A 23,564-nucleotide genomic window follows, 5' to 3' on the forward strand; every position below is an offset into this window, starting at 1 on the left:
CCCTCGCCGTCGTTCCGCAGGCCGGACCTCCGGTCAGCCGGAGACCTTGACCTCGGCGACCTGCCCGCGGAACTTGCCATCCGTATCCTTCGGCAGGCTGGTCAGCCAGATCAAGAGGAAGCGGGTGTTCGTCGGGGCGTTGAGAGCGAAGTCGACGCTGCTGCCGCTCTTCTTCCCCACGGTCGTGAAGGAGGTCAGCGGCGCCTTCTGCGGGTTGTCCGCCGCCTGGCCGTTCGGGATCCGCAGCTCGGCCGTGGTGGTGCCGACGAACTGGACGCTCACCGAGCTGACGGCGTGCGGCGAGCCGAGGTCGATCAGCAGACCGGTGCCCTCCTTGTAGCCGCCCGGGACGAACTGGTCGTCGTAGCCGAAGGTCGGCCAGCTCGTGCTGGGGTCGCCGTCGATGGCCTTGGGGAGGGCCCAGGCGGATTCCGCCGAGTCGCCCTTCGGGTTGTACGAGAGGGCGGCCTTGGGCGCGATCGGCGTCGGATTGTGGGTGCTGGCCTGCGGGGTCGGCGCGTCGCTGGTGGCCGAGGCCCGCGGGGGGGTGCCCGGTCCGGTGTTGCGCAGGTTGTCCACGAACTGCCAGGAGGCGACGCCGATGGCGCCCAGGGCGACCGTCCAGGCCGTCGCCTTGACGACTCGGCGCAGCCGCCGCCGGGTGCGCCGGTTCGAGGTCGGCCGGGACGAGGCGGGCAGCGGGGCGACGGCCGGGTCGGCCACCCGGGTCGGGTTGGGCGCGGTCGGCAGCGCGTGGGTGTTGTGCCGGGGCGGGGCCGGGAAGGCGGGCAGCTCCGGTTCGGGCTGGCGGATCCGGGGCATCTGCGCGATCGCCCGGGTCAGCTCCTCCGGGGTGGTGATCGGCTCGGCGTGGTGCGGCGGGTGGTCGAACAGGGCCCGCGCGGCCAGCTCGGACAGGCCCTTGTGGACGCCCGCGCGGACCTGGTCCGGCGCGGCGTTCTGGAGGCCCTTGGGCAGGCCCTGGAGGTCGTAGCGGTCCTCCGGGTAGGGCCAGCGGTGGGTGAGCGCGGCGAACAGCAGGGCGCCGATCGCGCGGGTGTCGGTGCGCTCGGAGCCGTCGGTGCCGTCCTCGTCGGGCAGCCCGCGCAGGGCGGCGTCCACCGCGATGCCGTTGATCCGGTACTGGCCGCTGTCGGTGCGCAGCACGCAGCGCGGGGTGAGCCGCAGGTGGGCCTGGCCGCGCCGGTGGGCGGCGGCGACCGCGTCGGTCACCTGGCGGACCATCTGGTACGCCTCGTGCGGCTCCATCGGGCCGTCGGCGAGCAGCTTGGCGAGGTCGGAGGCGTGCGGCAGCCACTCCCGCACGACGTAGACCAGCTCGCCCTCCTGGACGGCGTCCAGGACCTGGACGAAGCGCGGGTCGCCGAGCAGGGCGGCGGACTTCGCGGCGGCGAGCACCTTGCGGGCGCGCTGGTGGCCGGAGGCCATCAGGTGGACGCCGACGGCCCGGCGCAGCTTCTCGTCGACCGCGCGCCAGCTGCTGAAGGTCTCGGTCTGGGAGATGCACTCCTCCAGCCGGTACCGGTGGCCGATCATGTCGCCGCTGTGCCGCAGCGGGGCGGGGAGGGTGCGGGGCAGGGTGGCGGTGTCGCGCGGGTCGACGGTGGGCTGCGGGTCGGTGGGGCGGCGCTTGGCGGCCGCGGGCTCCGGGGCGGCGGGCTTGCGCCGGGCGGTGCCCGCGGCCAGCTCGGCGGCGATCTCGTGGGCCGAGAGCGGAGCGGTGATCTCCGAGGTCTCCTCGCCGTGGGGGGTGTCCTGGCCGGCGTCGGAGGCGTCGGTGCCCGCGTCGGCGGCCACCGGGGTGTCCGGGGCGGCGCCCCGGTCCTCGGGCGCGTCCTCGGACGGGTCCTTGGAGGAGGTGTCGGCGGCGCCCGCCGGGGCGGCCTTCCCCGCCGTGAGCTCGTCGATCGCCGCGGCCAGTGCGGCCTCGTCCGCCGCCGCGTCAGCTGCTGACGTGTCGACGACCGCCTTGGTGCCATCAGCCACCGTGGTCCTGCCTCCCCTTGTGTCGCCCCGGCTTGAGAGAGTCGCTGGAGCCCGCGGGTTGGCGGCCACGTGCTCCAGGACAATTGTGCCCACTCTTCTCCACCGAGTACGACCGCTGAGGGGCGCGCTCGGTTGCGTGCTGGTGGAGAGATGTGGTGCAGATCCGACACCGGGCCGCCATCTCGCGGCCCGGGCGGAGCCGGGCGCGGGCGGCGGCCCGGCACCCGGCCGGACGGGCGGAGGAGCCGGTGGCTCCCGTTGACACCCGGTCAGGGCGCCCGCTCGTCCGGTCGGTCGGTGTGGTGGATCAGCGGCCCAGCCGGCCGCGCACCATGCCGAGCATGGCGTTGAGCTCCTCGATCCGCAGGCGCTTCGCGATCAGCACGAACACGGCCAGCTGGAGGCCGCCGCCCGCGACGAGGGACAGCACGCTGCCCATCCAGCCGTCGAGCACCTGCTGGACCGCCAGGCTGACGCCGAGGCCGACCAGCGCGGACGGCACGCCGGCGGTGGCCAGCCGGCTGTACGTCTTGCCGATCCGCTTGCTGTCCAGCCCGCCGATCTTCTTCTTCAGCTTCGGCAGTGCGACCGCCACCCCGACGGCGTAGGCCAGACCATAGCCGAAGGACATCCCGATCACGGCCCACTGGGCGGGCAGCGTGAACCAGCAGAGCACCGAGAACCCGGCCTGGCAGACCGCGACCCAGACGGTGTTGGAGAACGGCGTCCGGGTGTCCTCGTAGGCGTAGAAGCCGCGCAGCATCACGTACTGGGCCGAGTACGGGATCAGCCCGAGCGCGAAGGCCGACAGCATCAGGCCGACGTTGGTGGCGTTGTCCAGGGCCCGGTCACCGCCGCCGATCCCGTAGATCGAGCGGGCGATCACCGGGCCGAGCGACAGGAACAGGAAGGCGCCCGGGACGACCGCCACCGCGGTGGTGCGCAGCCCGTACGACAGGTCGTCGCGGACGGCGCCGGCGTCCTCGTCGGCCGCCGCCCGGGAGAGCCGGGGGAGCACCGCGCTCATGATCGAGACGGTGATCACGGCCTGCGGGAGCTGCCAGATCAGCAGGGCGTTGGAGAACGCCGCGAGGCCGACGCCCTCGTGGCCGCCCTTCTCGGCGGCGCTGCCGGCGGCGGTGGCCAGCTGGGTGATGACCAGGTAGCCGGCCTGGTTGGCGAGCACGAAGAAGAAGGTCCACTTGGCCAGCCGGGCGGCCTTGCCCAGGCCGTGGCCGCGCCAGTCGAAGCGCGGCCGGTAGCGGAAGCCGGCCGACCGCAGGTACGGGATCATCGCCAGCGACTGGACGACCAGGCCGAGCAGGGTGCCGAGGCCGAGCAGCCGGACGCCCTCGGGCGAGATGCCCTCGGGGGTCACCTGAGTGCCGCTGTAGCCGCCGAACACCCAGATGTAGGCGCCGAAGGTGAAGATCACCACGATGTTGTTGAGGACCGGGGTCCACATCATGGCGCCGAACCGGCCGCGGGCGTTGAGGATCTGCCCCATCACCACGTGGACGCCCATGAAGAAGATGGTCGGCAGGCAGTACCGGGCCAGCGCGACCGTGGTCTCGGCGCGGTCCGCGTTCTCCATCATCGAGTGCGAGATCAGCTGCACCAGCAGCGGTGCCCCGAGCACCGCGAGGAACACCACGCCACCGAGCCCGACCATCACCAGGGTGAGCAGCCGGCTGGCGTACGCGGTGCCGCCGTCCTCGTCGTTCTTCATGCTGCGCACCAGCTGCGGCACGAAGACGGCGTTCAGCGCGCCGCCGCCGATCAGGATGTACAGCAGGGTCGGCAGGGTGTACGCGGCGTTGTACGAGTCGCCCATGACGGCGACGCCGATGGCCGCGGTGATCACCATGGTCCGGACGAAGCCGGTGCCGCGGGAGACCAGCGTGCCCGCCGCCATGATCGCGCTGGAGTTCAGCAGGCTCGCGACCTTGCCGCCGCCGGCCGCCGGGGCGGGCTCGGCCGCGGGCGCCAGCTGTGCGGCGCGCTCCTCGGCGACGAGGTCCGCCAGCGGCTCCACCGCCGGCGGCACCGCCACGGCGGCCACCTGCATGGTGGCCTCGTCCTCGGAGAGCGGCGGGTCGAACTCGATCGGGGGGACGAAGGGGCGGTGCCCGTCCGGGCCGGCGTACTGCTGCTGCCCCGGGTAGCCGCCCATCGGCGGGTACGGCGCGGGGGCGACCGGCGGCACGGCGGTGGCGGGGGGCGGGGGCGCGACCGGCGGTGCCGCCGGGTGCGCCGGGGCGGGCGGGGGCACCGGCGGCTGGGCCGCGGCCTGCGCCTGGTGGCCGCCGAACAGCGCGTCCACCCCGACGTACTCGGTGGTCTCGCTGTCCCAGGTCGAGTGCGCCGGGCCCGGCTCCCACTGCGGCCGGGGCTGCTCAGGGCCGCCCCACTGGCCGCCGCCGGCCGGAGCCGGGGCCTCCTGCCAGGCGGCCTGCACCGGGGTGTCCCAGCCGGGCTGCACGGGCGGCACCGGGGCCGCGAACGGCGTCGGCGCCGAGTACTGCGCCGGCGGCACCGGCGTCGGGTAGCCGCCGCCCTGCGGCGGCAGCTGCGGCGGCACGTCGTACGCGGTGGCCGGCGGCTGAGGTGCCGCGGGCCGGTCGGCCCGCAGACCGTACGGGTCCTGGCCGGCCTGCGGGTTCCCGTACGCGTCGGCCGCGTACGGGTCCTGGGCGTAGGTGTCGGCCACGTACCAGTCGCCGGACGGCGACTCGGCGCCCGGCCGGTTCTCACCGCGGCCCGGCGGCCGCTCCTCGCTGCGCCCGGTCATGTCACCTCTTCGCTGTCGTGGGGGAGGCCGGCCCGGCGTTGCGGGGGGTCGGCGGTATCAAGGACCAACCTTCTCATCACTGGCGGTCCGATCCCGGCCATCCGCGTTGCTGCCGCGCGGTGTCTGCGCGGGGCCGGCCTCGGCGGATCCGCCGTCGGAGCCGTCTTCGGGGCCGTTCCCGGCGGGTTCGCCGGCACCGCCCCCGGCCTCGCCGTCGGGCTTCTCCCCGCTCGCGTCCCCGCTCGCGTCCCCGCCCGCGTCCTGCGCCCCGTCCCGGGCCCCGTCCGCCGCCGGGGCCGGTGCGCCGCCCGCCGCCGGGCCGTCGACCGGCTGGTCGCCGTCGGCGTGCGGCTGCCCGGCCCGCCGCTTGCGCTGGCGCACGAAGCGCAGCGCGGCCAGCAGCAGCAGGGCGGCGGCGGCCGCGAAGACGTACAGCACGCCGTTGGTCACCGAGGTGACCTCCACCGTGAACTGCTGCGGTTCGCCGTACTTCTGCGGGTTGGGGCCGGTGGTCCAGAGCTGGGCGGTCATGGTGACCGGGCCGTTGTTGCGCGCCTCGGCCTGGAACCGGAGGGTGGCGCTCTGGGCGGCGGGGATGACCAGTTCCTCCTCCTTGCCCACCCGCAGCCGGTTCGGCTGGGTCGAGGTGAGCACCAGCTTGAGGTTGGTGACGGTCTGGGTGAGGTCGTTGCGGACGCTGACCGGCACCAGGCCGGTGTCGCCGGCGAGGGTGACCACGTTCTTCTTCGTCACCCGGACGGCCCCGGTCAGTTCGTCCAGGTACTTGGCGACGTCCTCGCGGTAGGTGCTGCCGACCGCCGTGTTGGTGCGCCACTCGGTGGACAGCGAGCGGACCATCGCGGCGCTGAACGGGCCGCGCACCCGCTGCGGCAGGGTGAGCACCCGCATCAGCGTGTCCAGGTTCTGCTGGATCTCGTCGGTGCTGCTCAGCTCGGCCGCGGACAGCTCCGAGGCGCGGGCCTGGGCCGGGTAGTCGGCGGCCGCCGGGACGGTGGTGTTGGCCTTCGGGTCGGGCGCGGCCTGGGCCAGGGCGTCCAGCTTGACCGGGGCGAGCCACTTGTTGTCGGAGGCCGTCTGCAGGGCGTCCGCCAGCACCTTGGCGGTGCTCGCGGTCAGGTCGCGCGGCGGCATCACCAGCAGGCCGCGCTGGTTCTGCGGCTGCTCGTGGGTGATCGTGTAGGTCTCGGCGAGGAAGCGCTGGTTCGCCCTGGACTGCGCCTGCGGGGAGGCGAGGTCGGTCTGGAACAGCGAGGAGACGGTCTCGTCGGCGACCACCGCGTTCTGCCCGTTGCCGATCGGGCGCACCGCGGTCGGGGTGTAGTTCATCGCGTCCGGCTCCGGCATGCTCGCGCCGTTGACCAGGACCAGGCCGTTGCCGGCCTGCTGGGCGACGCCGGCGATCTGCTGGTCCAGGTAGCCCTGGTACGGCCAGGCCACGTCCGAGCGGGTGTCGACGGACAGCCGGCCCTCGACGGTGAGCCGGCCGGCGGTGGCCGCCTTGCCCAGGGCGGTGCCCATCCCGGTCAGGTCGGCGCCGTTGTGCGCGATCGAGGCGAGGTCCGGGTCGGCGTAGGGCAGCGACACCACCTGGCCGCCCGGCTTGGCGACGGCGGTCCGCAGCTTGTCCAGCCAGGCCGCGGCGGCGGCCTGGCCGGTGCCGGGGACGGTGTTGTCGTCCTTGGCCGGCTTGCCGACGACGTCCTGGCCCGGCTTCTGCACCCGGTACTGCTTGGTCATCGCGAACGCGGTGTCCAGCAGGTCCGGGTCGACCACCCAGGTCAGCCCGGTCATCTTGGCTCCGGTGTCCACCAGCTCGTACAGCCGGCCGCCCGGGGAGAACTCGGCGGTCAGGCTGTCGTCGCGCAGGACGGGGACGGGCTGGTCGTTGTCGGAGTAGGTCTGCGCGGCCAGCACCGGCGCGTGCACCAGCGGCCAGAGCGTGGTGACCTTGCTGGGCTGCGCCTCGGCGCCGCCCGGGTTGTACGGCAGGAAGGTCCGGGCGATGCCCAGCGGCCGGTCGCGCTGGTTGTCGGCGGTCGAGCCCCAGGCGTCCACCGCGAGCTCGTAGACGCCGCTGTCGGACAGTCCGAGGTCGCTCACCGAGACGCTCAGGGTGTAGGGCTGGTTCTGGCCCGGGCCCAGCTCCGGCAGGGCGTACTGCGGGCTGTCCAGCTCCACGCCGTCGGAGTTGCTCGGGCCGCTGCGGGTGGTCACCAGGGACAGGTCGCTGCGCCGCTGCAGCGGCTTGCTGGACAGCGGCTTGCGGACGGCCGCGTGGGCGTTCTTGACCGCCGCCTTGCCGGTGTTGGTGACGTGCCCGGTGATCTTCACGATGCCGTTCGGGCTGGCCACCTGCGGTGCCACCGTCTCGATGGTCATCTCCACCGGGTACTCGGCCGAGACGCCGTTGTCGGCGGTCGGCCGGATGCCGCCCCCGGCGGGTAGCGCCGCGGCCGGGGCGACCGCCGAGAACAGGGCCAGGGCGGCCCCGCAGACGGCGGCGAGGCGGCGGGCGCGGCGGGCCGCCCGCCCCGCGCGCCGCCCCGTACCGTGCCCTTCGACGGGGCGTTCGGTCCTTCCGGGCCGTCGGTCCGCCCCCAGGCCCGAGTGCCGTGCCGGCTCACTCACTCGTTCCGCCCTCGCCGTTCTCGATCGCTCGCTGCTGATGCTGTTCGCTTGACGTTCTTCGCTTGACGCTGTTCGCCGCGCTGGTGCCGCGGGAGCTCCGCCGTCCACGGCGGCACGCGACACCGCATCCCCTGTCCGGTGCCCGAGACTCGTCCACCGGCATGGTAACGATGCAGCCCGTGGTGCAGTGTTGCGGGCCTTGGGGTGAGACGCCCAAAACGCGCGGGCGGTTGACCTGCCGGGCCACGTACTCTTGTGAGCCGTGTCCACTGCCAATGAGTCCACCGCGCACCTCGACCGTTCCAGCACCGCCGTCCAGGCCGTCCCAGGCCTGAGCGAGGCCCAGACCCTGGGGCTGCAAGAGCTGCTGCGGGTGTCGCCGGTGGCCGACGAGATCGCCCGTCGGTTCGAGGCGGCCGGCCACCGGCTGGCCCTGGTCGGCGGCTCGGTGCGGGACGCCCTGCTCGGCAGGCTCGGCAACGACCTGGACTTCACCACCGACGCCCGCCCGCAGCAGGTGCTCAGGCTGGTCAAGGGCTGGGCGGACGCGGTCTGGGACGTCGGCATCGCGTTCGGCACGGTCGGCGCCCGCAAGGACACCCCCGAGGGCTCCTTCCTGATCGAGATCACCACCTACCGCTCCGAGGCGTACGACCGGACCTCCCGCAAGCCCGAGGTCACCTACGGCGACACCATCGAGCAGGACCTGGTCCGCCGGGACTTCACCGTCAACGCGATGGCCGTCGACCTGCCCGGCCGCGGCTTCATCGACCCGCACCACGGCCTGGAGGACCTGGAGGCCCGGGTGCTGCGCACCCCCGCGACCCCCGAGGAGTCCTTCTCCGACGACCCGCTGCGGATGATGCGCGCCGCCCGCTTCGCCGCCCAGCTCGACTTCGAGCCGGCCCCCGAGGTCGTCGCCGCGATGACCGCGATGGCCGAGCGGATCACCATCGTGTCCGCCGAACGCGTCCAGGCCGAGCTGAACAAGCTGCTGCTGGCCAAGCACCCGGTGAAGGGCCTGCGGCTGCTGGTCGACACCGGCCTGGCCGACCACGTGCTGCCCGAGCTGCCCGCACTGCGGCTGGAGCGGGACGAGCACCACCGGCACAAGGACGTCTACGAGCACTCGCTGACCGTCCTGGAACAGGCCGTCGACCTGGAGCAGGACGGCCCGGACCTCACCCTGCGGCTGGCCGCGCTGCTGCACGACATCGGCAAGCCGCGCACCCGCCGCTTCGAGTCGGACGGCCGGGTCTCCTTCCACCACCACGAGGTGGTCGGCGCCAAGATGACCCGCAAGCGGATGCGCGAGCTCAAGTACTCCAAGGAGCTCACCGAGGACGTCTCGCACCTGGTCGAACTGCACCTGCGCTTCCACGGCTACGGCGGCGGCGAGTGGACGGACTCCGCGGTGCGCCGCTACGTCACCGACGCCGGACCGTTGCTGGAGCGCCTGCACAAGCTCACCCGCTCCGACTGCACCACCCGCAACCGCAAGAAGGCGGCGGCGCTGTCGCGCACCTACGACGGCCTGGAGCAGCGGATCACCGAGCTGAAGGCCCAGGAGGAGCTGGACGCCGTCCGCCCGGCGCTGGACGGCAACCAGATCATGGAGCTGCTCGGGCTCAAGCCCGGCCCGCAGGTCGGCAAGGCGTACAAGCACATGCTCGAACTCCGGCTGGAGCACGGCCCGCTGGAGCACGACGAGGCGGTGGCCGCGCTGCGGGCCTGGTGGGCCGAGCAGCAGGGCTGAGCGACGCTGCGAGGGGTGGTCCCGGCGTCGGCCGGGACCACCCCTCGGGCGTGCCGGGTCAGCCGTGGAGGCTCTGCAGGCAGAGCACGTAGTTGAGGGCCGGCAGGTTGGAGTAGGTGCGGGTGTAGGTGCTGTCCGACTTCGGCTGCTTCTCGCAGACCTTCTCGTCGGACGTGGCCAGGTACTTGAAGACCACCTTGTACTGGGCGCGGGAGTCGCCGCAGGGCAGCATGGTGATCTTCGGGTTGGCGTCGTGGGTCGCGCCGGTGCCGTTCTCGTTGCGCAGGCAATCGCCGGGGTTGGCCCGGTCGATGCTGTCGGCCGCGGTGCTGGGGGCGGTCGGCGGCGGCAGCGTGATGGTGGGCACCGGCGGCATGCTGAACGTCGGCGAGGGGAACGGCCGCGGCGCGTGGGTCGGCAGCGGTGGCGCCGAGAAGGTGGTCACCGGGGGCACCGCCACCGTCGGTACCGCGATCGGCGCGGCCGGGCCGTCGTCCTTCGGGCCGAGCACCCCGGTGGCGGCCAGGACGAGCGTGACGACCACCGAGAGCGGCAGCAGCAGCATCAGCGCGTGCGGACGCCGGCCCAGCGGGACGCCGGGGTCGAGCTGGGGGCCGTGGCTGCCCGGGACGGGCGGCGGCAGCCGCTTGACCTTGCCGTTGGCGGCGAGGTTCAGCAGCAGGGTGATCGGCGCCAGCAGCACCGACGCCGGGCTCCACCAGCCCTGGAGCAGGGTGCGGGCGGACAGGTCGCGCACCGTCGCCGTTCCGCAGGTGCGGCAGAACGGGCCCGGCATCCGCAGCATCCGGTAGGCCAGGACCAGGCCCTGGTGGCCGCGGACGGTGGCGTCCACGGCCGGGAAGCCGCCGCAGAAGCGGCAGGCGGGACCGTCCTGCGGCGCCGGCGGCGGGTATCCGTACCCGTAGCCGGGCGCGGGCTGCGGGGGGTAGCCGTACGGCTGGTCGGGCGGTGGCGGGGCGGCCGGGTAGCCGTAGCCGGGCGGCGGGCCGGGCGGCGGTGGCGGGGTCGGCCGGCCGTAGGGGTTTCCGGTGGCGTAGGGGTTGCCGTCGTCGGGCGACGGGGCACCGTACGGCAGCTGGGGCGGCGGAACGGACAAGAGATCCCCCGGGGATGCGGTGGTGGTGGAGAGGTCAGACCTTCCCCGGCAGCGGGGCGCCGGCCGGGGTCATCGGGCCGAGGCAGAGCACGTACCGCTTCTTGTTCCAGCGGCGTCCGCTCTTGCCCGAGACGGCGCTGGTGGTCTGCGGTGTCTGCCGGCAGCGGTTCACGTCGGTGGTGTCGCCGAACGTCGAAAGGACCCGGTAATTCGCTTTGGTGTCAGTGCACTTGACGATCTCGACATCGCGCGTGCCGCTCACCCGGACGCAGTCGCCGGGCTTGGCGCTGCTGATGCTCGGCCCGCTGACGAAGTAGCCGACGGCCAGCGCGAGGCAGCCGCCGACCACGCCGACGATCCGCAGCTTCGCCTTGACGCCGCGCTTCGCGGCGGGCGCCGCGTCGGCCGGGGCGGGCGGCGGGTAGCCGTACGGGCCGACGGGCGGCTGTTGGCCGTACGGCGGTTGGGTGCCGTAGCCGGGCGGCTGCTGGCCGTAGGCCGGGGGCGGTCCGAAGCCGGGCGGTGCGGGCTGGGGCGGTCCGGGTTGCGGCGGTCCGAAGCCGGGCGGTGCGGGTTGGGGCTGCGACGGGATGTACGGCACCTGCCCGTACGGCGGGGCCGGCTGCGGGGGCGGCCCGTACGGCGGAGGTGGCCCGTACGGGCCGGGCGGTGTGCTCATCAGTTCGTCCCCCGAGGCCGAGTGCTGTCGCTCCGACAGGTCTGACGTACCTTAGCGACTCGGTCGGACGCCCCCGTCCCGAGGGGCCGAGGGCCTTCAGGAGGCCTGGTCGCCGGGGAGCGGCCCGTACCGCCGGGCGGAGCGCAGGTAGAGGAGCGCCGAGAGCCCGTACACCGCGGCGACCCCGACGACCACCACGACCGAGCGGCCGGAGAGCGGCAGCACCAGCGCCGTGACCAGGGCGGCGGTCACGAAGGCGACGTTGAACAGCACGTCGTAGATCGCGAAGACCCGGCCGCGGTACTCGTCCTCGACCGACTCCTGGACCACGGTGTCGGCGCAGATCTTGGTGCCCTGGGTGACCACCCCGAGCAGCAGCGCCGCGAGCAGGCAGGGCAGCAGGGTGAAGCTCAGGCCGAGCGCCGGGACGAAGAGCACCGGGGCCGCCAGGCAGACCGTCATCCAGCCGGCCAGGCCGAGCCGCCGGGTGCACCAGGGGCTGATCACCGCGGCGACGAAGAACCCGGCGGCGGACAGGCCGACCGCCTGGCCGAGCGTGACCAGTCCGGCCGCGCTGTCGGCCGGGTCGTTGAAGGTGTACCGGGCGAGCATCACCACGACCACGATCAGCACGCCGTAGCAGAACCGGGCCGCGGTGACGGCGGCCAGCGCGTGCACGGCGGGCCGGCAGTCCCGCACCAAGTGGCGTACGGCGGCGCCGAGTTCGACGGCGGCCCGGACCAGCGCCTGGCCGAGCGCCGGGCGGTCGCCGTGCTTCTCCGGGCCGAGCAGGTCGCGGTCCATCCGGCGGGCGGCCAGTGCGGCCGACAGGTAGAGCAGCGCGGCCACCGTGACCAGCGCGGCGTCGGCCTTCGGCCCGGGGGTCATCACCTGGTGCAGCAGGAAGCCGACCCCTCCGCCGGAGGCGGCGGCGACCGTGCCCAGCGTGGGGGAGAGCGCGTTGGCGGTGACCAGCTGGTCCTGCTCGACCACCCGGGGCAGCGCGGCGGACAGGCCGGCCAGGATGAACCGGTTGAGCGCGGTGACCAGCAGCGCCGAGGCGAAGAACAGCCAGGTCGGCGCCTCCGCCAGGAGCAGGGCGCCGGTGCCCAGGCCGAGCCCGAAGCGGGCCAGGTTGCCGTAGTAGAGCACCTGGCGGCGGCGCCAGCGGTCCAGCAGCACCCCGGCGAACGGGCCGATCACCGAGAACGGCAGCAGCATCACGGCGAGCACCGAGGCGATGTCGGCGGGGGAGGACTGCTTCTCCGGGGAGAACACGACGTAGGCGGCGAGCGAGACCTGGAAGACGCCGTCCGAGAGCTGGGAGAGCACCCGGGCGGTCAGCAGCCGCCGGAAGTCCCGGCCGCGGAGCAGACCGAAAAGCGTGGCACGGTGTGCGGACTGGTGGGTGCTGCCGTTCTCGGTGATCGCCACCCGCCCAGAGTGCCATGGAACCGGCCGCCGTTTCACGTGAAACATTCGCCGAGAAACGGTGAAGGGCCCACGATCCGATGATCGTGGGCCCTTCGGCGCGGCCGGCGGCGGTCACCCGCCGCCGGCTCCGGCGCTCGACCTCAGCGCTCGACCTCGCCGCGGATGAACTTCTCGACGTTCTCCTTGGCCTCGTCGTCGAAGTACTGCACCGGCGGGGACTTCATGAAGTACGAGGAGGCCGACAGGATCGGGCCGCCGATGCCGCGGTCCTTGGCGATCTTCGCGGCGCGCACGGCGTCGATGATGACACCGGCGGAGTTCGGGGAGTCCCAGACCTCGAGCTTGTACTCCAGGTTCAGCGGGACGTTGCCGAACGCGCGACCCTCCAGGCGGACGTACGCCCACTTGCGGTCGTCCAGCCAGGCCACGTAGTCCGACGGGCCGATGTGGACGTTGTTGGCGCCCAGCTCGCGGTCGCGGATCTGCGAGGTGACGGCCTGGGTCTTGGAGATCTTCTTGGACTCCAGGCGCTCGCGCTCGAGCATGTTCTTGAAGTCCATGTTGCCGCCGACGTTCAGCTGCATGGTGCGCTCGAGGATGACACCGCGGTCCTCGAACAGCTTGGCCATCACGCGGTGCGTGATGGTGGCGCCGACCTGGGACTTGATGTCGTCACCGACGATCGGCACGCCGGCCTCGGTGAACTTGTCCGCCCACTCCTTGGTGCCCGCGATGAACACCGGCAGGGCGTTCACGAAGGCGACCTTGGCGTCGATGGCGCACTGGGCGTAGAACTTGGCGGCGGCCTCGGAACCGACGGGCAGGTAGCAGACCAGGACGTCGACCTGCTGGTCCTTGAGGACCTGGACGACGTCGACCGGGGTCTCGTCGGACTCCTCGATGGTCTCCCGGTAGTACTTGCCCAGGCCGTCGAGGGTGTGGCCGCGCTGGACGGTGACGCCGGTCGGCGGCACGTCGCAGATCTTGATGGTGTTGTTCTCGCTGCTGCCGATGGCGTCGGCCAGGTCGAAGCCGACCTTCTTGGCGTCGACGTCGAACGCGGCGACGAACTCCACGTCGCGGACGTGGTACTCACCGAACTGGACGTGCATCAGCCCGGGGACCTTGCCGGCCGGGTCGGCGTCCTTGTAGTACTCGACACCCTGCACCAGCGACGCGGCGCAGTTGCCCACGCCCACGATGGCTACGCGAACCGAACCCATTCCGGTTGCTCCCTGTGATCTCATGAGGGCCGCCGGGGTCGACGGCACTCGTCCTGCTTCTTCGATGACTGCTTGTACGGGCGCGAGGCGCCCACTCCTGCCGCGCGGCACAGGGCTGACGCGGTGTCAGCGCTCCTGGGCGGAGCGCCCCGGGCGGTCGTACGGTGGCCCGGGCGGGTCCTGGGACCCTTCCTCCTGGCCACGGCCGTCCGAAGTCTTGTGGGGTACGGCGGTGGTGTTGCCGCCGGTGGCGGGCCCGGTCCGGCCGGTGCGGTTGGCCCGCTCGGTCTCGATCAGCTCGTTGAGCCACCGGACCTCGCGCTCCACCGACTCCAGTCCGTGCCGCTGCAGCTCGACGGTGTAGTCGTCGAACCGCTCGCGGGCCCGGGCCAGCGAGTTGCGCATCTTCTCCAGTCGCTCCTCCAGCCGGCTGCGGCGCCCTTCCAGGACGCGCATCCGCACGGCCCGGTCGGTCTGGCCGAAGAACGCGAAGTGGACGCCGAAGTGCTCGTCCTCCCAGGCGTCGGGCCCGGAGTCGGCGAGCAGTTCCTCGAAGCGCTGCTTGCCTTCGGGGGAGAGCCGGTAGACGGTCTTGGACCGCTTGCCGTTGAGCGCGGTGGCCGGGACGTACTCGACGTCCGGGTTGTCCTCGACCAGGAAACCCTGGGCGACCAGGCTCTTCAGGCACGGGTAGAGCGTTCCGTACGAGAACGCCCGCAACGTTCCGAGCAGGACGTTGAGCCGCTTGCGCAGCTCGTAGCCGTGCATCGGGGCGTCGTGGAGCAGACCGAGAACGGCGAACTCCAGCACTCCTGAGCGCCTGCCCATTGCCGTCGTCCTCCTTCCTCTCGGCCGTCGTCCGGCCGCTGCATCGGGCGGTATGCCGCGTCGATGTATCGGCTCGATATATCGAGAACAGTAAACCGGGCCCTCGGAACGGGCAAGGGGGGCACGCGTGAAGGTGATCACAAGCCGACGCGCAGGAGTGATTGGCAACGGGCGTGTAATGATCTGCTGCCGTTTTGCGGTCATTGGGGACTGATGCCCGATTAGTTGGGATTCCCGGCTGCGTACGCTGTCGCGTGTGCACGAGGACCACCTCCGGGGTTAGGGCGGTTGGCGGGCATCGGACGTGAACCCTGCCTTCAGGCTGGAACCGCCTGGCGAGGAGTGGCTGCAACATGAGTGAACGACGGCGAAGGACGCCCAGCCCGGGCGGTGACGGGCAGCAGCCCCCGGGTGGTGGTGGCCGTCAGGGCGGACCCGGCCGGGACGAGGTGAGCTCGGACGGCATCGGCCGCCGGCGCCCCCCGGGCGAACGGGAGACCGCTCAGCAGCCCCGGATGGGCCGCGCCGAGATGCGCAAGGCCGCCCAGAAGGGCGGCAAGGGCGGCCGGCGCGGTGTTGCCGCCGCCTCCGCCTCCGCGTCCGCGGCCGCCGCCGCAGGCCCCGGCAAGAAGCGGTTCATCGACTACCCGCGGTTCGGCAAGACCGGCGTCCGGCGCTGGCTGCCGTCCTGGCGGCAGTGGCTGAGCGGCTTCCTGATCTTCTTCGCCACCTGCGTGGGCGGGGTGTTCTACCTCTACCAGACCACTGAGATCCCGCAGCTCAAGGATCTGATGAAGGACCAGAACACGATCTACTACTGGGCCGACGGCTCGGAGATGACCCGCAAGGGTGAGACCAACCGTCAGATCGTCGAGCTCTCCGACATCAGCCCCAACCTGCAGAACGCCGTGATCGCGGCGGAGAACCAGACCTTCCGCGAGGACAGCGGCATCGACCCCAAGGGCATGCTCCGCGCCGTCTACAACATGGCCAAGGGCGGCGAGACCCAGGGCGCCTCGACGATCACCCAGCAGTACGTGAAGAACGCGTACCTCAGCCAGGAGCAGACCCTCAGCCGCAAGCTGAAGGAGTTCTTCATCACGCTGAAGATCAATCAGAAGATGCAGAAACCGGACATCCTCAAGGGGTACCTGAACACCAGCTGGTTCGGTCGAGGCTCGAACGGCGCCCAGGCCGCGGCGCAGGCCTACTACGGGGTCGACGCCAAGGACCTCGACCTCTGTCAGAGCGCCATGCTGGCCGGCCTGTTGAAGGGCGCGTCGTACTACGACCCCAGCAACCCGGCCAACAAGGAGCGGGCCCAGGGGCGGTGGGCCTGGATCCTCGAGAACATGGTGAAGACCAAGGCCATCACCCCGGAGGAGCGGGCGAAGTGCGCCACCTTCCCCGACCCGATCCCGCAGAAGCCCAGCTCCAACATGAACGGTGAGGTCAGCTACCTGGTCGACACCGCCAACAAGTACCTGATGGCCACCGACAAGACGATCACCCAGCAGATGATCGACAAGGGCGGTCTGAAGGTCTACACCACCTTCGAGAAGGACAAGGTCGACGCCCTGAAGAAGGCCGTCGACGACGTCAAGGGCGAGAACCTCAACGCCCAGAAGCGCCCCAACAACGACACCTTCATCCAGTTCGGCTCCGCCAGCATCCGCCCCGGCGACGGCGCGATCGTCGCCCTCTACGGCGGCGACGGCGTGGAGAACGGCCACTTCGACAACAACGCCGACGCCATCGGCGTCCAGGTCGGCTCGACCTTCAAGCCCTTCGTGCTGGCGACCGCCATGCAGATCGGCGTCCAGACGGCCACCGACGACAAGGGCAAGCCGAAGCGGATCAACGCCGACAGCCGCTACCTGTCCGACGACATGTCCGAGATCCGCAAGCCGGACGGCTCGCTGGTGATCGGCGACGACGGCAAGCCCTACCGGCAGAAGAACGAGGACTCCGGCAAGCGCGGTTACGTCTCGCTGCGGGCGGCCATGCAGAACTCGTTCAACGTGCCCTTCGTCCAGCTCAACCAGGACGTCGGCGGTCAGAACGTGGCCAACATCGCCGAGCAGATGGGCGTCAGGAAGGAGAGCTTCGCCGACCCGAAGACCCCGACCTTCGCCCTCGGCACCTCCACCATCAGCCCGATCCGGATGGCCACCGCCTACGGCACCCTGGCGGCCAGCGGCAAGGAGGCCGAGCCCTACTCGGTCACCAAGGTCGAGGTGAACGGCATCGAGCGCCCGGGCTTCGGCAAGAAGGACCCCCGGGTCGCCCTGGAGCCGGCCGTCGCGGACAACGTCACCGACGTGCTGGTGAACGTGGTGAAGAACGGTACCGGTTTCAAGGCCAAGGAGCTGGGCCGCCCGGTGGCCGGCAAGACCGGTACCACCGACCAGAACAAGTCGGCCTGGTGGGTCGGCTACACCCCGCAGCTGGTGACCAGCGTCGCGATGTGGCGCGAGGACCCGAGCAAGCACGAGCGGCTGTCGCTCAACGGCACCGGCGGCAAGGAGTCCATCCACGGTGGTGACATCCCGACCGACGTCTTCACCCGGTACATGAAGGCCGCGCTGGCCAACGAGAAGAAGATGGACTTCCCGACCCCGCAGCCGGTCGGCACCGAGGTGGACTCCTCCGGCGCCCCGGTCTCGCCGAGCATGACGCCCACGCCGACGACGAGCGACACCCCGTCGGCCCCGCCCGCGACCCAGCCGGCCAACAACCAGCCGCCGCCGACCAACAACAACCAGCCGCAGCCGCCCGTGTCCAGCCAGGGCCCGGGCTGTGTCCCGGGCGTGGACTGCCCAGGCACGCAGCCGAGCCAGACGTCGACGCACAAGACGACCAACCCCGGTCCGACGAGCAGCTGCGGCCTCCTCGGCTGCAGCACGCCCCCGCCCACGGCGCCGCCGACGGACCCCCCGCCGACGACCACCAAGCCGAGCGGCAGGCCGCCGACACCGTCCTCGACCGGCGGGGGCGGTGGACAGAACGGGCTGTTGCCCTGACCACCACCCGCTGAGCGGATGAACCGAACGGCGGTGGCGGCCCTCTCCGGAGGGCCGCCACCGCCGTTTCGTCATGATTCGCCGTGCCGCCGGGCGACGGAGGCCGGGCCCGTTGCGGGGTCCTCCTCGTCCCGGTGGGGCCGGTGCGGCAGGATGTCCGGCATGACGTCGAGCGATCGTGACGAATCCGCAGGGCCGGCCGGGCCCGGCGACGCCGCAGGACCGGTCGGGCCGGCCGTCGCCACGGCCGCGCCGCCGGTCAACACCGTGGTCGTCCCGGCCGACGAGGACCCGGTGGCGGCGGCCGGCAGCGAGGTGATCGGCGGCCCGCCCGGCCGCCGGGCGCTGCTGGGCGTCTCCTGGTGGATCCCGGCGCGCTTCCTGGCGCTGGCGGTGATCGTGATCTCGGTGCTCGGCATGGTGCAGAAGGCGCCCTGCTACAACCAGGCCTGGTTCCAGCCGGGTTCGCCGCAGTACATCCACGCCTGCTACAGCGACATCCCGCACCTGTTCTCCGGCCGCGGCTTCTCGGCCGGGCTGCACCCGTACGTGGACCGCGTCCCGGGCACCTCGGGGGATCTGCAGTACCTCGAATACCCGGTGCTGACCGGCCTGTTCATGCAGGTCGCGGCCTGGCTGACGCCCGGCGCCGGCACCGCGCAGGACCAGGAGCGGTGGTTCTGGGCGATCAACGCGGGGCTGCTGATGGCCTGCGCGGTGGTCGCCGTGGTGGCGCTCTCGCGCACCCACCGCCGCCGCCCCTGGGACGCCCTGCTGTTCGCGCTCGCGCCCGTCCTGCTGCTGAACGGCACGGTCAACTGGGACCTCCTCGCGGTCGCGCTGGCCGCCGTGGCGATGGCCTGGTGGTCCGGCTCCCGGCCCGGCTGGGCGGGTGTCTTCATCGGCCTGGCCACCGCGGCCAAGCTCTACCCGGTGCTGCTGATCGGCCCGCTGCTGGTGCTCTGCTGGCGGGCCGGGAAGTGGCGCGAGTTCCGGGTGATGCTGGCCGGCGCGGCCGGCTCCTGGCTGCTGGTCAACCTGCCGATCATGGCGGCCAACTGGCAGGGCTGGTCGACCTTCTACGTGTTCAGCAAGCACCGCGCCGAGGACTACGGCTCGTTCTGGCTGATCCTGATGCAGAGCCGGGGCACGGGGCTGGCCGACCTCGACCTCTACATCGGTGTGCTGATGGTCCTCGGCTGCCTGGCCATAGCGTGGCTCGGCTTCTCGGCGCCCCGCCGCCCGCGCTTCGCGCAGCTGGCCTTCCTGGTGGTCGCCCTGTTCGTGCTGGTCAACAAGGTGTACTCGCCGCAGTACGCGCTCTGGCTGCTGCCGCTCGCGGTGCTGGCCCGGCCGCGCTGGCGGGACTTCCTGATCTGGCAGGCCTGCGAGGTGCTGTACACCCTGGGCATCTGGTCCCACCTGGGCTTCGTCACCGGGCCCAAGCAGCACGGGATCGGCGAGGCCTGGTACCACTTCGCGGTCGTGCTGCACCTGCTGGGCACGCTCTACCTGGTGGTCATGGTGGTCCGCGACGCCCTGCAGCCGGACCGCGACCCGGTGCGCTGGGACGGCAGCGACGACCCGTCGGGCGGGGTGCTCGACCGGGCCCCGGACGTGTTCGTGCTCGGCACCGCCCGGACGCTGCGCGAGGAGGAGAGCTACGCCGGATACGCGCCGGCCGGCTCCGAGCAGTGGCTGGACGAGCCAGGACTGCCGGAACCGGCCGAGAAGGCGTAGGCGCTCACGGGCGCTTCGGTCGCTCTAGCGGTCCACCACGCGGTCGAAGTGCGTGGTGGTGTGCCGGACCTGGAGGCCGAGCTCCTCGCCGATCGCGGGGGGCTTGGTCTCGCCGTCCAGGAACAGTAGTGAGACCTGCATGTGCGGCGGCTCGGCGAACCAGAGCTGCTTGCCGGCCCAGTGGAACGGCGACTTGGTCTTGTTGACGGTCGCCAGGCCGGCCCGGGCGATGCCCTTGGCCCGGGAGGCCATGGTCTGCACGTACTTGGGCGCCTCCAGGCCGATGCCGTGCGCGGTGCCGCCGGCCACCACCACGATGTGGCCGTCGGCCGGCGCCGGGTGCTGGCGGTAGCCGTAGCGGTCGCCCTTCTTCACCGGGGTGACGTCCAGCACCGTGGCCCGGACCTCCAGCGCACCGTGGTCGCCCAGCCAGAGCCGGGTGCCGATCCGGGCCCGGAAGACGATGTCCGGGTAGCGCTGGGCCAGCTGCTCCATGCCGGCCGCGCCGAGGTGGCTGACGTACACGGTGTGCACCGGCACCCCGGCCGCCCGGGCGGTGTCCACCCAGTGGACGACCTCCTCGGTCGGGCTGGAGCCGTCCGGCCGGTCCATCGGCAGGTGTAGCGCCAGGCCCTCGAAGGCGACGCCGTCCAGCTCGGCGGCGACGGCCGTGAGGTCGGCGGCGCTCACCCCGTGGCGGCGCATGGAGGTCATGCACTCCACCACCACCCGGGCGCCGCGCAGCGCCCGCAGCGCGTCCAGGTTCGCCACCGTCCGGATCACCCGGGCGTGCGGCAGCGGCAGGACCTCCTCGCCGACCCGGTACGGGGTGAGCACCAGCAGCTCGCCGCCGTACCACTCGGCGGCGTCGGCCGCCTCGTACGCGGTGCCGACGGCCAGCACACCGGTGCCCAGCAGCGTCGCCTCCTCGGCCAGCCGGTGGTTGCCCAGGCCGTAGCCGTTCCCCTTGGCGACCGGCACCAGGCCGGGGAACTCGGCGAGGACGGAGCGCTGGTGGGTGCGCCAGCGTTCGGTGTCGAGGTAGAGCGACAGCGTCATCGGGTCAGCCTCCTCAGCGGCGGGACATGTAGAGGTCGAGGGCCTTGTGCAGCAGCTTGTTGAGCGGGAAGTCCCACTCGCCGAGGTACTCGGCGGCCTGGCCGCCGGTGCCGACCTTGAACTGGATCAGGCCGAACAGGTGGTCGTTCTCGTCCAGGGTGTCGCTGATACCGCGCAGGTCGTAGACGCCGCCGCCGAGCGCGTAGGAGTCGCGCATCATCCGCCACTGGATCGCGTTGGACGGCTTGACCTCGCGCTTGTGGTTGGCCGAGGCGCCGTAGGAGTACCAGACGTGCTCGCCGACCACCAGCATCGTGGTCGCGGCCAGCGGCTCGCCGTCGTGGTAGGCGATGTAGAGCCGCATCCGGTTCTGGTCCTCGGCGGTGAGGGCCTTCCACATCCGCTGGAAGTAGGACAGCGGGCGCGGGGTGAACTTGTCGCGCTCGGCGGTCACCAGGTAGAGCTGGTGGAAGATCGGCAGCTCGTCGTAGCCGCCCTGGTACACCTCGACGCCGCTCTTCTCGGCCTTCTTGATGTTGCGGCGCCAGAGCTGGTTGAAGTTCTTGTGGATGTCGTCCAGCGAGCGGTTGGCCAGCGGCACCTGGAACACGTAGCGCGGCTGGACGTCGCCGAAGCCGGCGCCGCCGTCCTCGCCCTGCAGCCAGCCGGCCTTGCGCAGCCGGTCGGCCACCTCGAAGGCGCGCGCCTCGTACCAGTCGGCCTCGACGTCGCGCAGGCGCTTGGCCTGCTTGCCGGCGATGGCCTCCTTGATGGTGGGGGCGTTCCAGCGGCGGATGACGATCGGCGGGCCCATCTTGACCGAGAACGCGCCCTGCGACTTGAGGTGGGCGAGCATCGGGGAGAGCCAGCGGTCGAGGTCCCGGTCGAACCAGTCGATGACCGGGCCCTCGGGCAGGTAGGCGAGGTAGCGCTTGAGCTTGGGCAGCTGCCGGTAGAGCACCAGGCCGGCGCCGACGAGCTGGTTGGCCTCGTCGAACCAGCCGATCGACTCCGAACGCCACTCGGCCTTCACGTCGCCCCACGACGGCACCTGCATGTGGCTGGCCGAGGCGCGGCTCCTGATGAAGGCGAGGTGCTCCTCGCGGGTGATCGTCCTCAGGCGCAGGCTCATTGCTCGGTGCTCCTCGTCGGTCGGGCTGCGGTGGGCCCAGGTTCTCGGGCTGACCCTATCGTCCGGGGCCCGGGCGCCCGCCGCTGCGGGCGCGACGGCGCCCCCGTCGCGTACCTGTCTCCTTGCAGATACGCCACGGGGGCGCCGAGGGTTCCGGAACGGTGCGACCGGGGCGGCTCAGCCCCAGAGGCCGCCCCGGGCGATGCCGAGGTAGAAGCCGATGGCGGAGGCGCCGAGCGTGATCATCAGCACGAAGCGCTCGGCCGTGGTGACCGAGACGAACATGCCGAGCAGCCCCGTGATGATCCCGAACAGACCGGTCCACGAGGTCAGCAGGTGCAGGTTGTGGAAGAACGAGGTGGTGAAGGCGATCACGCCCAGCACGGCGGTGAGGCCCACCAGGGCGTTCTCGCGGGGGTGCGGGTGGCCGTCGGTGTTCAGTGTGAGCGCGGGCATGCGGTGGACGGACTGGGCCATGAGTCCCACCTCCTGGCGTGGAGACGAACGGGCAGGAATCCCGTTCCGTCCAGATTGCGGCGGTTGGGCCGGTCTCACAACCCCTATGCGTTTTGTTCGGCCGTCCGGGTGCGGGTAGGCTGTGCCGTCTGCACTGGTGTAGTTGTGCCCCCTTGCGCCCTCTTCCGGGCGACCGCCCCGTCGGGTGAGCGGGGCCCGATTGTCGGACCCGGCCGCTACGGTGGCCGGTGTCGTCACTGCTCCGGTGCCGACGCTGCACAACCCTCCTGCCACGGAGAGACCGTGGCCGTTGAGTCCAAAGGAGGTGGGTTACCCATGCGTCACTACGAGGTGATGGTCATCCTCGACCCCTCGGTCGAGGAGCGCGCTGTCTCCCCCCTGATCGAGAACTTCCTCACCGTCGTCCGGAACGCCGGCGGCAAGGTGGAGAAGGTCGACACCTGGGGTCGTCGCCGTCTGGCTTACGAGATCAACAAGCAGTCCGAGGGCATCTACTCGGTCATCGACCTGAAGGCCACGCCTGAGGTCGTCAAGGAGCTCGACCGCCAGATGGGCCTGAGCGAGTCGGTTCTGCGGACCAAGGTCCTGCGCCCGGACACCCACTGAGCCACCTCTGAGGCCTTCGGGTCTCGGGTAGCTCGCGTCCGCTGTTTCACGTGAAACAGCGGTGAACGGACATCTTCCCGAGAGGTCATCACCACCATGGCAGGCGAGACCGTCATCACCCTCGTCGGCAATCTCGTCGACGACCCCGAGCTGCGCTTCACCCCGTCGGGTGCGGCGGTCGCGAAGTTCCGTATCGCGTCCACCCCCCGCACCTTCGACCGTCAGACGAACGAGTGGAAGGACGGCGAGAGCCTCTTCCTCACGTGCAACGTCTGGCGGCAGCCGGCGGAGAACGTGGCCGAGTCGCTGCAGCGCGGCATGCGCGTCATCGTGCAGGGCCGACTGCGCCAGCGGTCTTACGAGACCAAGGAAGGCGAGAAGCGGACGGTCTTCGAGGTCGAGGTCGACGAGGTCGGCCCGAGCCTGCGCTCGGCGACCGCGAAGGTCACCCGGGCCAACCGGTCCGGTGGCCCCGGCGGCTCCGGTGGCGGCTTCGGCGGCCAGCAGGGCGGCGCCGGTGGCCAGCAGGGCGGCTGGGGCGGCGGTGGCGGCCAGCAGGGCGGCGGCAGCTGGGGTGGAAACTCCGGCGGCGGCGGCCAGTCCGGCCCCTCCGACGACCCGTGGGCGTCCAGCACTCCGTCCGGCGGCCAGCAGGGCGGCGGCAGCTGGGGCGCCCCGTCCGGTGGCGGCTTCTCGGAAGAGCCCCCGTTCTAAGAGCTGACAGATTTCGTGCGGCCCGGCCGCCGGCGTCCTGAGGACGCCGGCCGGGCCGTGAACCCCAAATGGAGCACACAATGGCGAAGCCGCCTGCTCGCAAGCCGAAGAAGAAGGTTTGCGTCTTCTGCAAGGACAAGGTCAACTACGTTGACTACAAGGACACGAACCTGCTGCGGAAGTTCATCTCCGACCGTGGCAAGATCCGTGCCCGCCGGGTCACCGGCAACTGCACCCAGCACCAGCGTGACGTCGCCACGGCCGTGAAGAACAGCCGTGAGATGGCGCTGCTGCCCTACACCAGCACCGCGCGCTAAGAGAGGGTGACC

The 23,564-nt window shown here is 71.9% G+C and carries 17 protein-coding genes; 6 read left to right on the forward strand and 11 right to left on the reverse strand.

The genetic code is table 11. From position 1 onward, the window contains the following. Nucleotides 1-33: 33 nt before the first annotated feature. From ACIOGZ_RS09975 to ACIOGZ_RS09985, 3 genes are all read right to left on the reverse strand, one after another. Complete coding sequence (locus ACIOGZ_RS09975; protein WP_363579867.1) at nt 34-2,007, reverse strand: serine/threonine protein kinase; 1,974 nt, start codon at nt 2,005-2,007, stop codon at nt 34-36. 307 nt (nt 2,008-2,314) lie between these two features. Further along, nucleotides 2,315-4,798, reverse strand: coding sequence for a murein biosynthesis integral membrane protein MurJ (gene murJ, locus ACIOGZ_RS09980; RefSeq protein ID WP_400985518.1), 2,484 nt, complete (start codon nt 4,796-4,798; stop codon nt 2,315-2,317). Between the two features lie 57 nt (nt 4,799-4,855). Continuing rightward, nucleotides 4,856-7,447: a DUF6049 family protein gene (locus tag ACIOGZ_RS09985; protein WP_400985520.1), complete on the reverse strand. Its 2,592-nt coding sequence runs from the start codon at nt 7,445-7,447 to the stop codon at nt 4,856-4,858. A 355-nt stretch (nt 7,448-7,802) separates the two neighbouring features. Between ACIOGZ_RS09985 and ACIOGZ_RS09990 the strand changes: the two genes are divergently transcribed. Continuing rightward, on the forward strand, nt 7,803-9,203 hold the full coding sequence (locus ACIOGZ_RS09990) for a CCA tRNA nucleotidyltransferase (protein WP_400327508.1): 1,401 nt from the start codon (nt 7,803-7,805) through the stop codon (nt 9,201-9,203). 58 nt (nt 9,204-9,261) lie between these two features. Here ACIOGZ_RS09990 and ACIOGZ_RS09995 read toward each other — a convergent pair whose 3' ends face one another. From ACIOGZ_RS09995 to ACIOGZ_RS10015, 5 genes are all read right to left on the reverse strand, one after another. Further along, complete coding sequence (locus ACIOGZ_RS09995; RefSeq protein WP_400985522.1) at nt 9,262-10,320, reverse strand: hypothetical protein; 1,059 nt, start codon at nt 10,318-10,320, stop codon at nt 9,262-9,264. 34 nt (nt 10,321-10,354) lie between these two features. Then, nucleotides 10,355-10,999, reverse strand: a complete 645-nt coding sequence (locus ACIOGZ_RS10000) for a hypothetical protein (RefSeq protein ID WP_400985524.1) — start codon at nt 10,997-10,999, stop codon at nt 10,355-10,357. Nucleotides 11,000-11,095: 96 nt separating this feature from the next. After that, the gene (locus ACIOGZ_RS10005; RefSeq protein ID WP_363579862.1) at nt 11,096-12,433 is read right to left on the reverse strand and encodes an MFS transporter; all 1,338 of its coding nucleotides are present in this window, start codon (nt 12,431-12,433) and stop codon (nt 11,096-11,098) included. A 140-nt stretch (nt 12,434-12,573) separates the two neighbouring features. Next, nucleotides 12,574-13,656 carry an inositol-3-phosphate synthase gene (locus tag ACIOGZ_RS10010; protein WP_363579861.1) on the reverse strand — a complete coding sequence of 361 codons (1,083 nt, stop codon included), beginning with the start codon at nt 13,654-13,656 and terminating at the stop codon, nt 12,574-12,576. A 126-nt stretch (nt 13,657-13,782) separates the two neighbouring features. Continuing rightward, a complete protein-coding gene (locus tag ACIOGZ_RS10015; protein WP_063348480.1) occupies nt 13,783-14,484 on the reverse strand; it encodes a PadR family transcriptional regulator in 702 nt (233 codons plus the stop codon). Nucleotides 14,485-14,837: 353 nt separating this feature from the next. Here ACIOGZ_RS10015 and ACIOGZ_RS10020 point away from each other — a divergent pair, with 353 nt between their 5' ends. Both ACIOGZ_RS10020 and ACIOGZ_RS10025 read left to right on the forward strand, forming a co-directional pair. After that, nucleotides 14,838-17,507, forward strand: coding sequence for a transglycosylase domain-containing protein (locus ACIOGZ_RS10020; RefSeq protein ID WP_400985526.1), 2,670 nt, complete (start codon nt 14,838-14,840; stop codon nt 17,505-17,507). A gap of 162 nt (nt 17,508-17,669) precedes the next feature. After that, a complete protein-coding gene (locus ACIOGZ_RS10025) occupies nt 17,670-19,247 on the forward strand; it encodes a glycosyltransferase 87 family protein (protein ID WP_363579859.1) in 1,578 nt (525 codons plus the stop codon). 24 nt (nt 19,248-19,271) lie between these two features. Here ACIOGZ_RS10025 and ACIOGZ_RS10030 read toward each other — a convergent pair whose 3' ends face one another. From ACIOGZ_RS10030 to ACIOGZ_RS10040, 3 genes are all read right to left on the reverse strand, one after another. After that, nucleotides 19,272-20,306: an alanine racemase gene (locus ACIOGZ_RS10030; RefSeq protein ID WP_363579858.1), complete on the reverse strand. Its 1,035-nt coding sequence runs from the start codon at nt 20,304-20,306 to the stop codon at nt 19,272-19,274. A gap of 13 nt (nt 20,307-20,319) precedes the next feature. Continuing rightward, nucleotides 20,320-21,438, reverse strand: coding sequence for a peptidoglycan bridge formation glycyltransferase FemA/FemB family protein (locus ACIOGZ_RS10035; protein WP_063348484.1), 1,119 nt, complete (start codon nt 21,436-21,438; stop codon nt 20,320-20,322). Nucleotides 21,439-21,615: 177 nt separating this feature from the next. After that, on the reverse strand, nt 21,616-21,915 hold the full coding sequence (locus ACIOGZ_RS10040; RefSeq protein WP_063348485.1) for a hypothetical protein: 300 nt from the start codon (nt 21,913-21,915) through the stop codon (nt 21,616-21,618). Nucleotides 21,916-22,230: 315 nt separating this feature from the next. Between ACIOGZ_RS10040 and rpsF the strand changes: the two genes are divergently transcribed. The 3 genes from rpsF to rpsR all read left to right on the forward strand — a co-directional run bounded on the left by rpsF (nt 22,231) and on the right by rpsR (nt 23,552). Beyond that, nucleotides 22,231-22,521, forward strand: coding sequence for a 30S ribosomal protein S6 (rpsF, locus tag ACIOGZ_RS10045; RefSeq protein ID WP_063348486.1), 291 nt, complete (start codon nt 22,231-22,233; stop codon nt 22,519-22,521). Nucleotides 22,522-22,617: 96 nt separating this feature from the next. Next, entirely contained in the window at nt 22,618-23,235 is a 618-nt protein-coding gene (locus ACIOGZ_RS10050; RefSeq protein WP_363579857.1) for a single-stranded DNA-binding protein, read from the forward strand. Between the two features lie 80 nt (nt 23,236-23,315). Then, the gene (rpsR, locus tag ACIOGZ_RS10055; protein WP_030304537.1) at nt 23,316-23,552 is read left to right on the forward strand and encodes a 30S ribosomal protein S18; all 237 of its coding nucleotides are present in this window, start codon (nt 23,316-23,318) and stop codon (nt 23,550-23,552) included. The last annotated feature ends 12 nt before the right edge of the window (nt 23,553-23,564 follow it).

It is taken from the genome of Kitasatospora sp. NPDC088160 (genome assembly GCF_044741445.1).
Classification (GTDB): Bacteria; Actinomycetota; Actinomycetes; order Streptomycetales; family Streptomycetaceae; genus Kitasatospora.

What these genes read in the sequence shown, in the direction of transcription:
- murJ (WP_400985518.1), bottom strand. Translation starts at nt 4,798, where the DNA reads ATGACCGGGCGCAGCGAGGAGCGGCCGCCGGGCCGCGGTGAGAACCGG.
- ACIOGZ_RS10000 (WP_400985524.1), bottom strand. Translation starts at nt 10,999, where the DNA reads ATGAGCACACCGCCCGGCCCGTACGGGCCACCTCCGCCGTACGGGCCG.
- ACIOGZ_RS10010 (WP_363579861.1), bottom strand. Translation starts at nt 13,656, where the DNA reads ATGGGTTCGGTTCGCGTAGCCATCGTGGGCGTGGGCAACTGCGCCGCG.
- ACIOGZ_RS10015 (WP_063348480.1), bottom strand. Translation starts at nt 14,484, where the DNA reads ATGGGCAGGCGCTCAGGAGTGCTGGAGTTCGCCGTTCTCGGTCTGCTC.
- ACIOGZ_RS10020 (WP_400985526.1), top strand. Translation starts at nt 14,838, where the DNA reads ATGAGTGAACGACGGCGAAGGACGCCCAGCCCGGGCGGTGACGGGCAG.
- ACIOGZ_RS10025 (WP_363579859.1), top strand. Translation starts at nt 17,670, where the DNA reads ATGACGTCGAGCGATCGTGACGAATCCGCAGGGCCGGCCGGGCCCGGC.
- ACIOGZ_RS10030 (WP_363579858.1), bottom strand. Translation starts at nt 20,306, where the DNA reads ATGACGCTGTCGCTCTACCTCGACACCGAACGCTGGCGCACCCACCAG.
- ACIOGZ_RS10035 (WP_063348484.1), bottom strand. Translation starts at nt 21,438, where the DNA reads ATGAGCCTGCGCCTGAGGACGATCACCCGCGAGGAGCACCTCGCCTTC.
- ACIOGZ_RS10040 (WP_063348485.1), bottom strand. Translation starts at nt 21,915, where the DNA reads ATGGCCCAGTCCGTCCACCGCATGCCCGCGCTCACACTGAACACCGAC.
- rpsF (WP_063348486.1), top strand. Translation starts at nt 22,231, where the DNA reads ATGCGTCACTACGAGGTGATGGTCATCCTCGACCCCTCGGTCGAGGAG.
- ACIOGZ_RS10050 (WP_363579857.1), top strand. Translation starts at nt 22,618, where the DNA reads ATGGCAGGCGAGACCGTCATCACCCTCGTCGGCAATCTCGTCGACGAC.
- rpsR (WP_030304537.1), top strand. Translation starts at nt 23,316, where the DNA reads ATGGCGAAGCCGCCTGCTCGCAAGCCGAAGAAGAAGGTTTGCGTCTTC.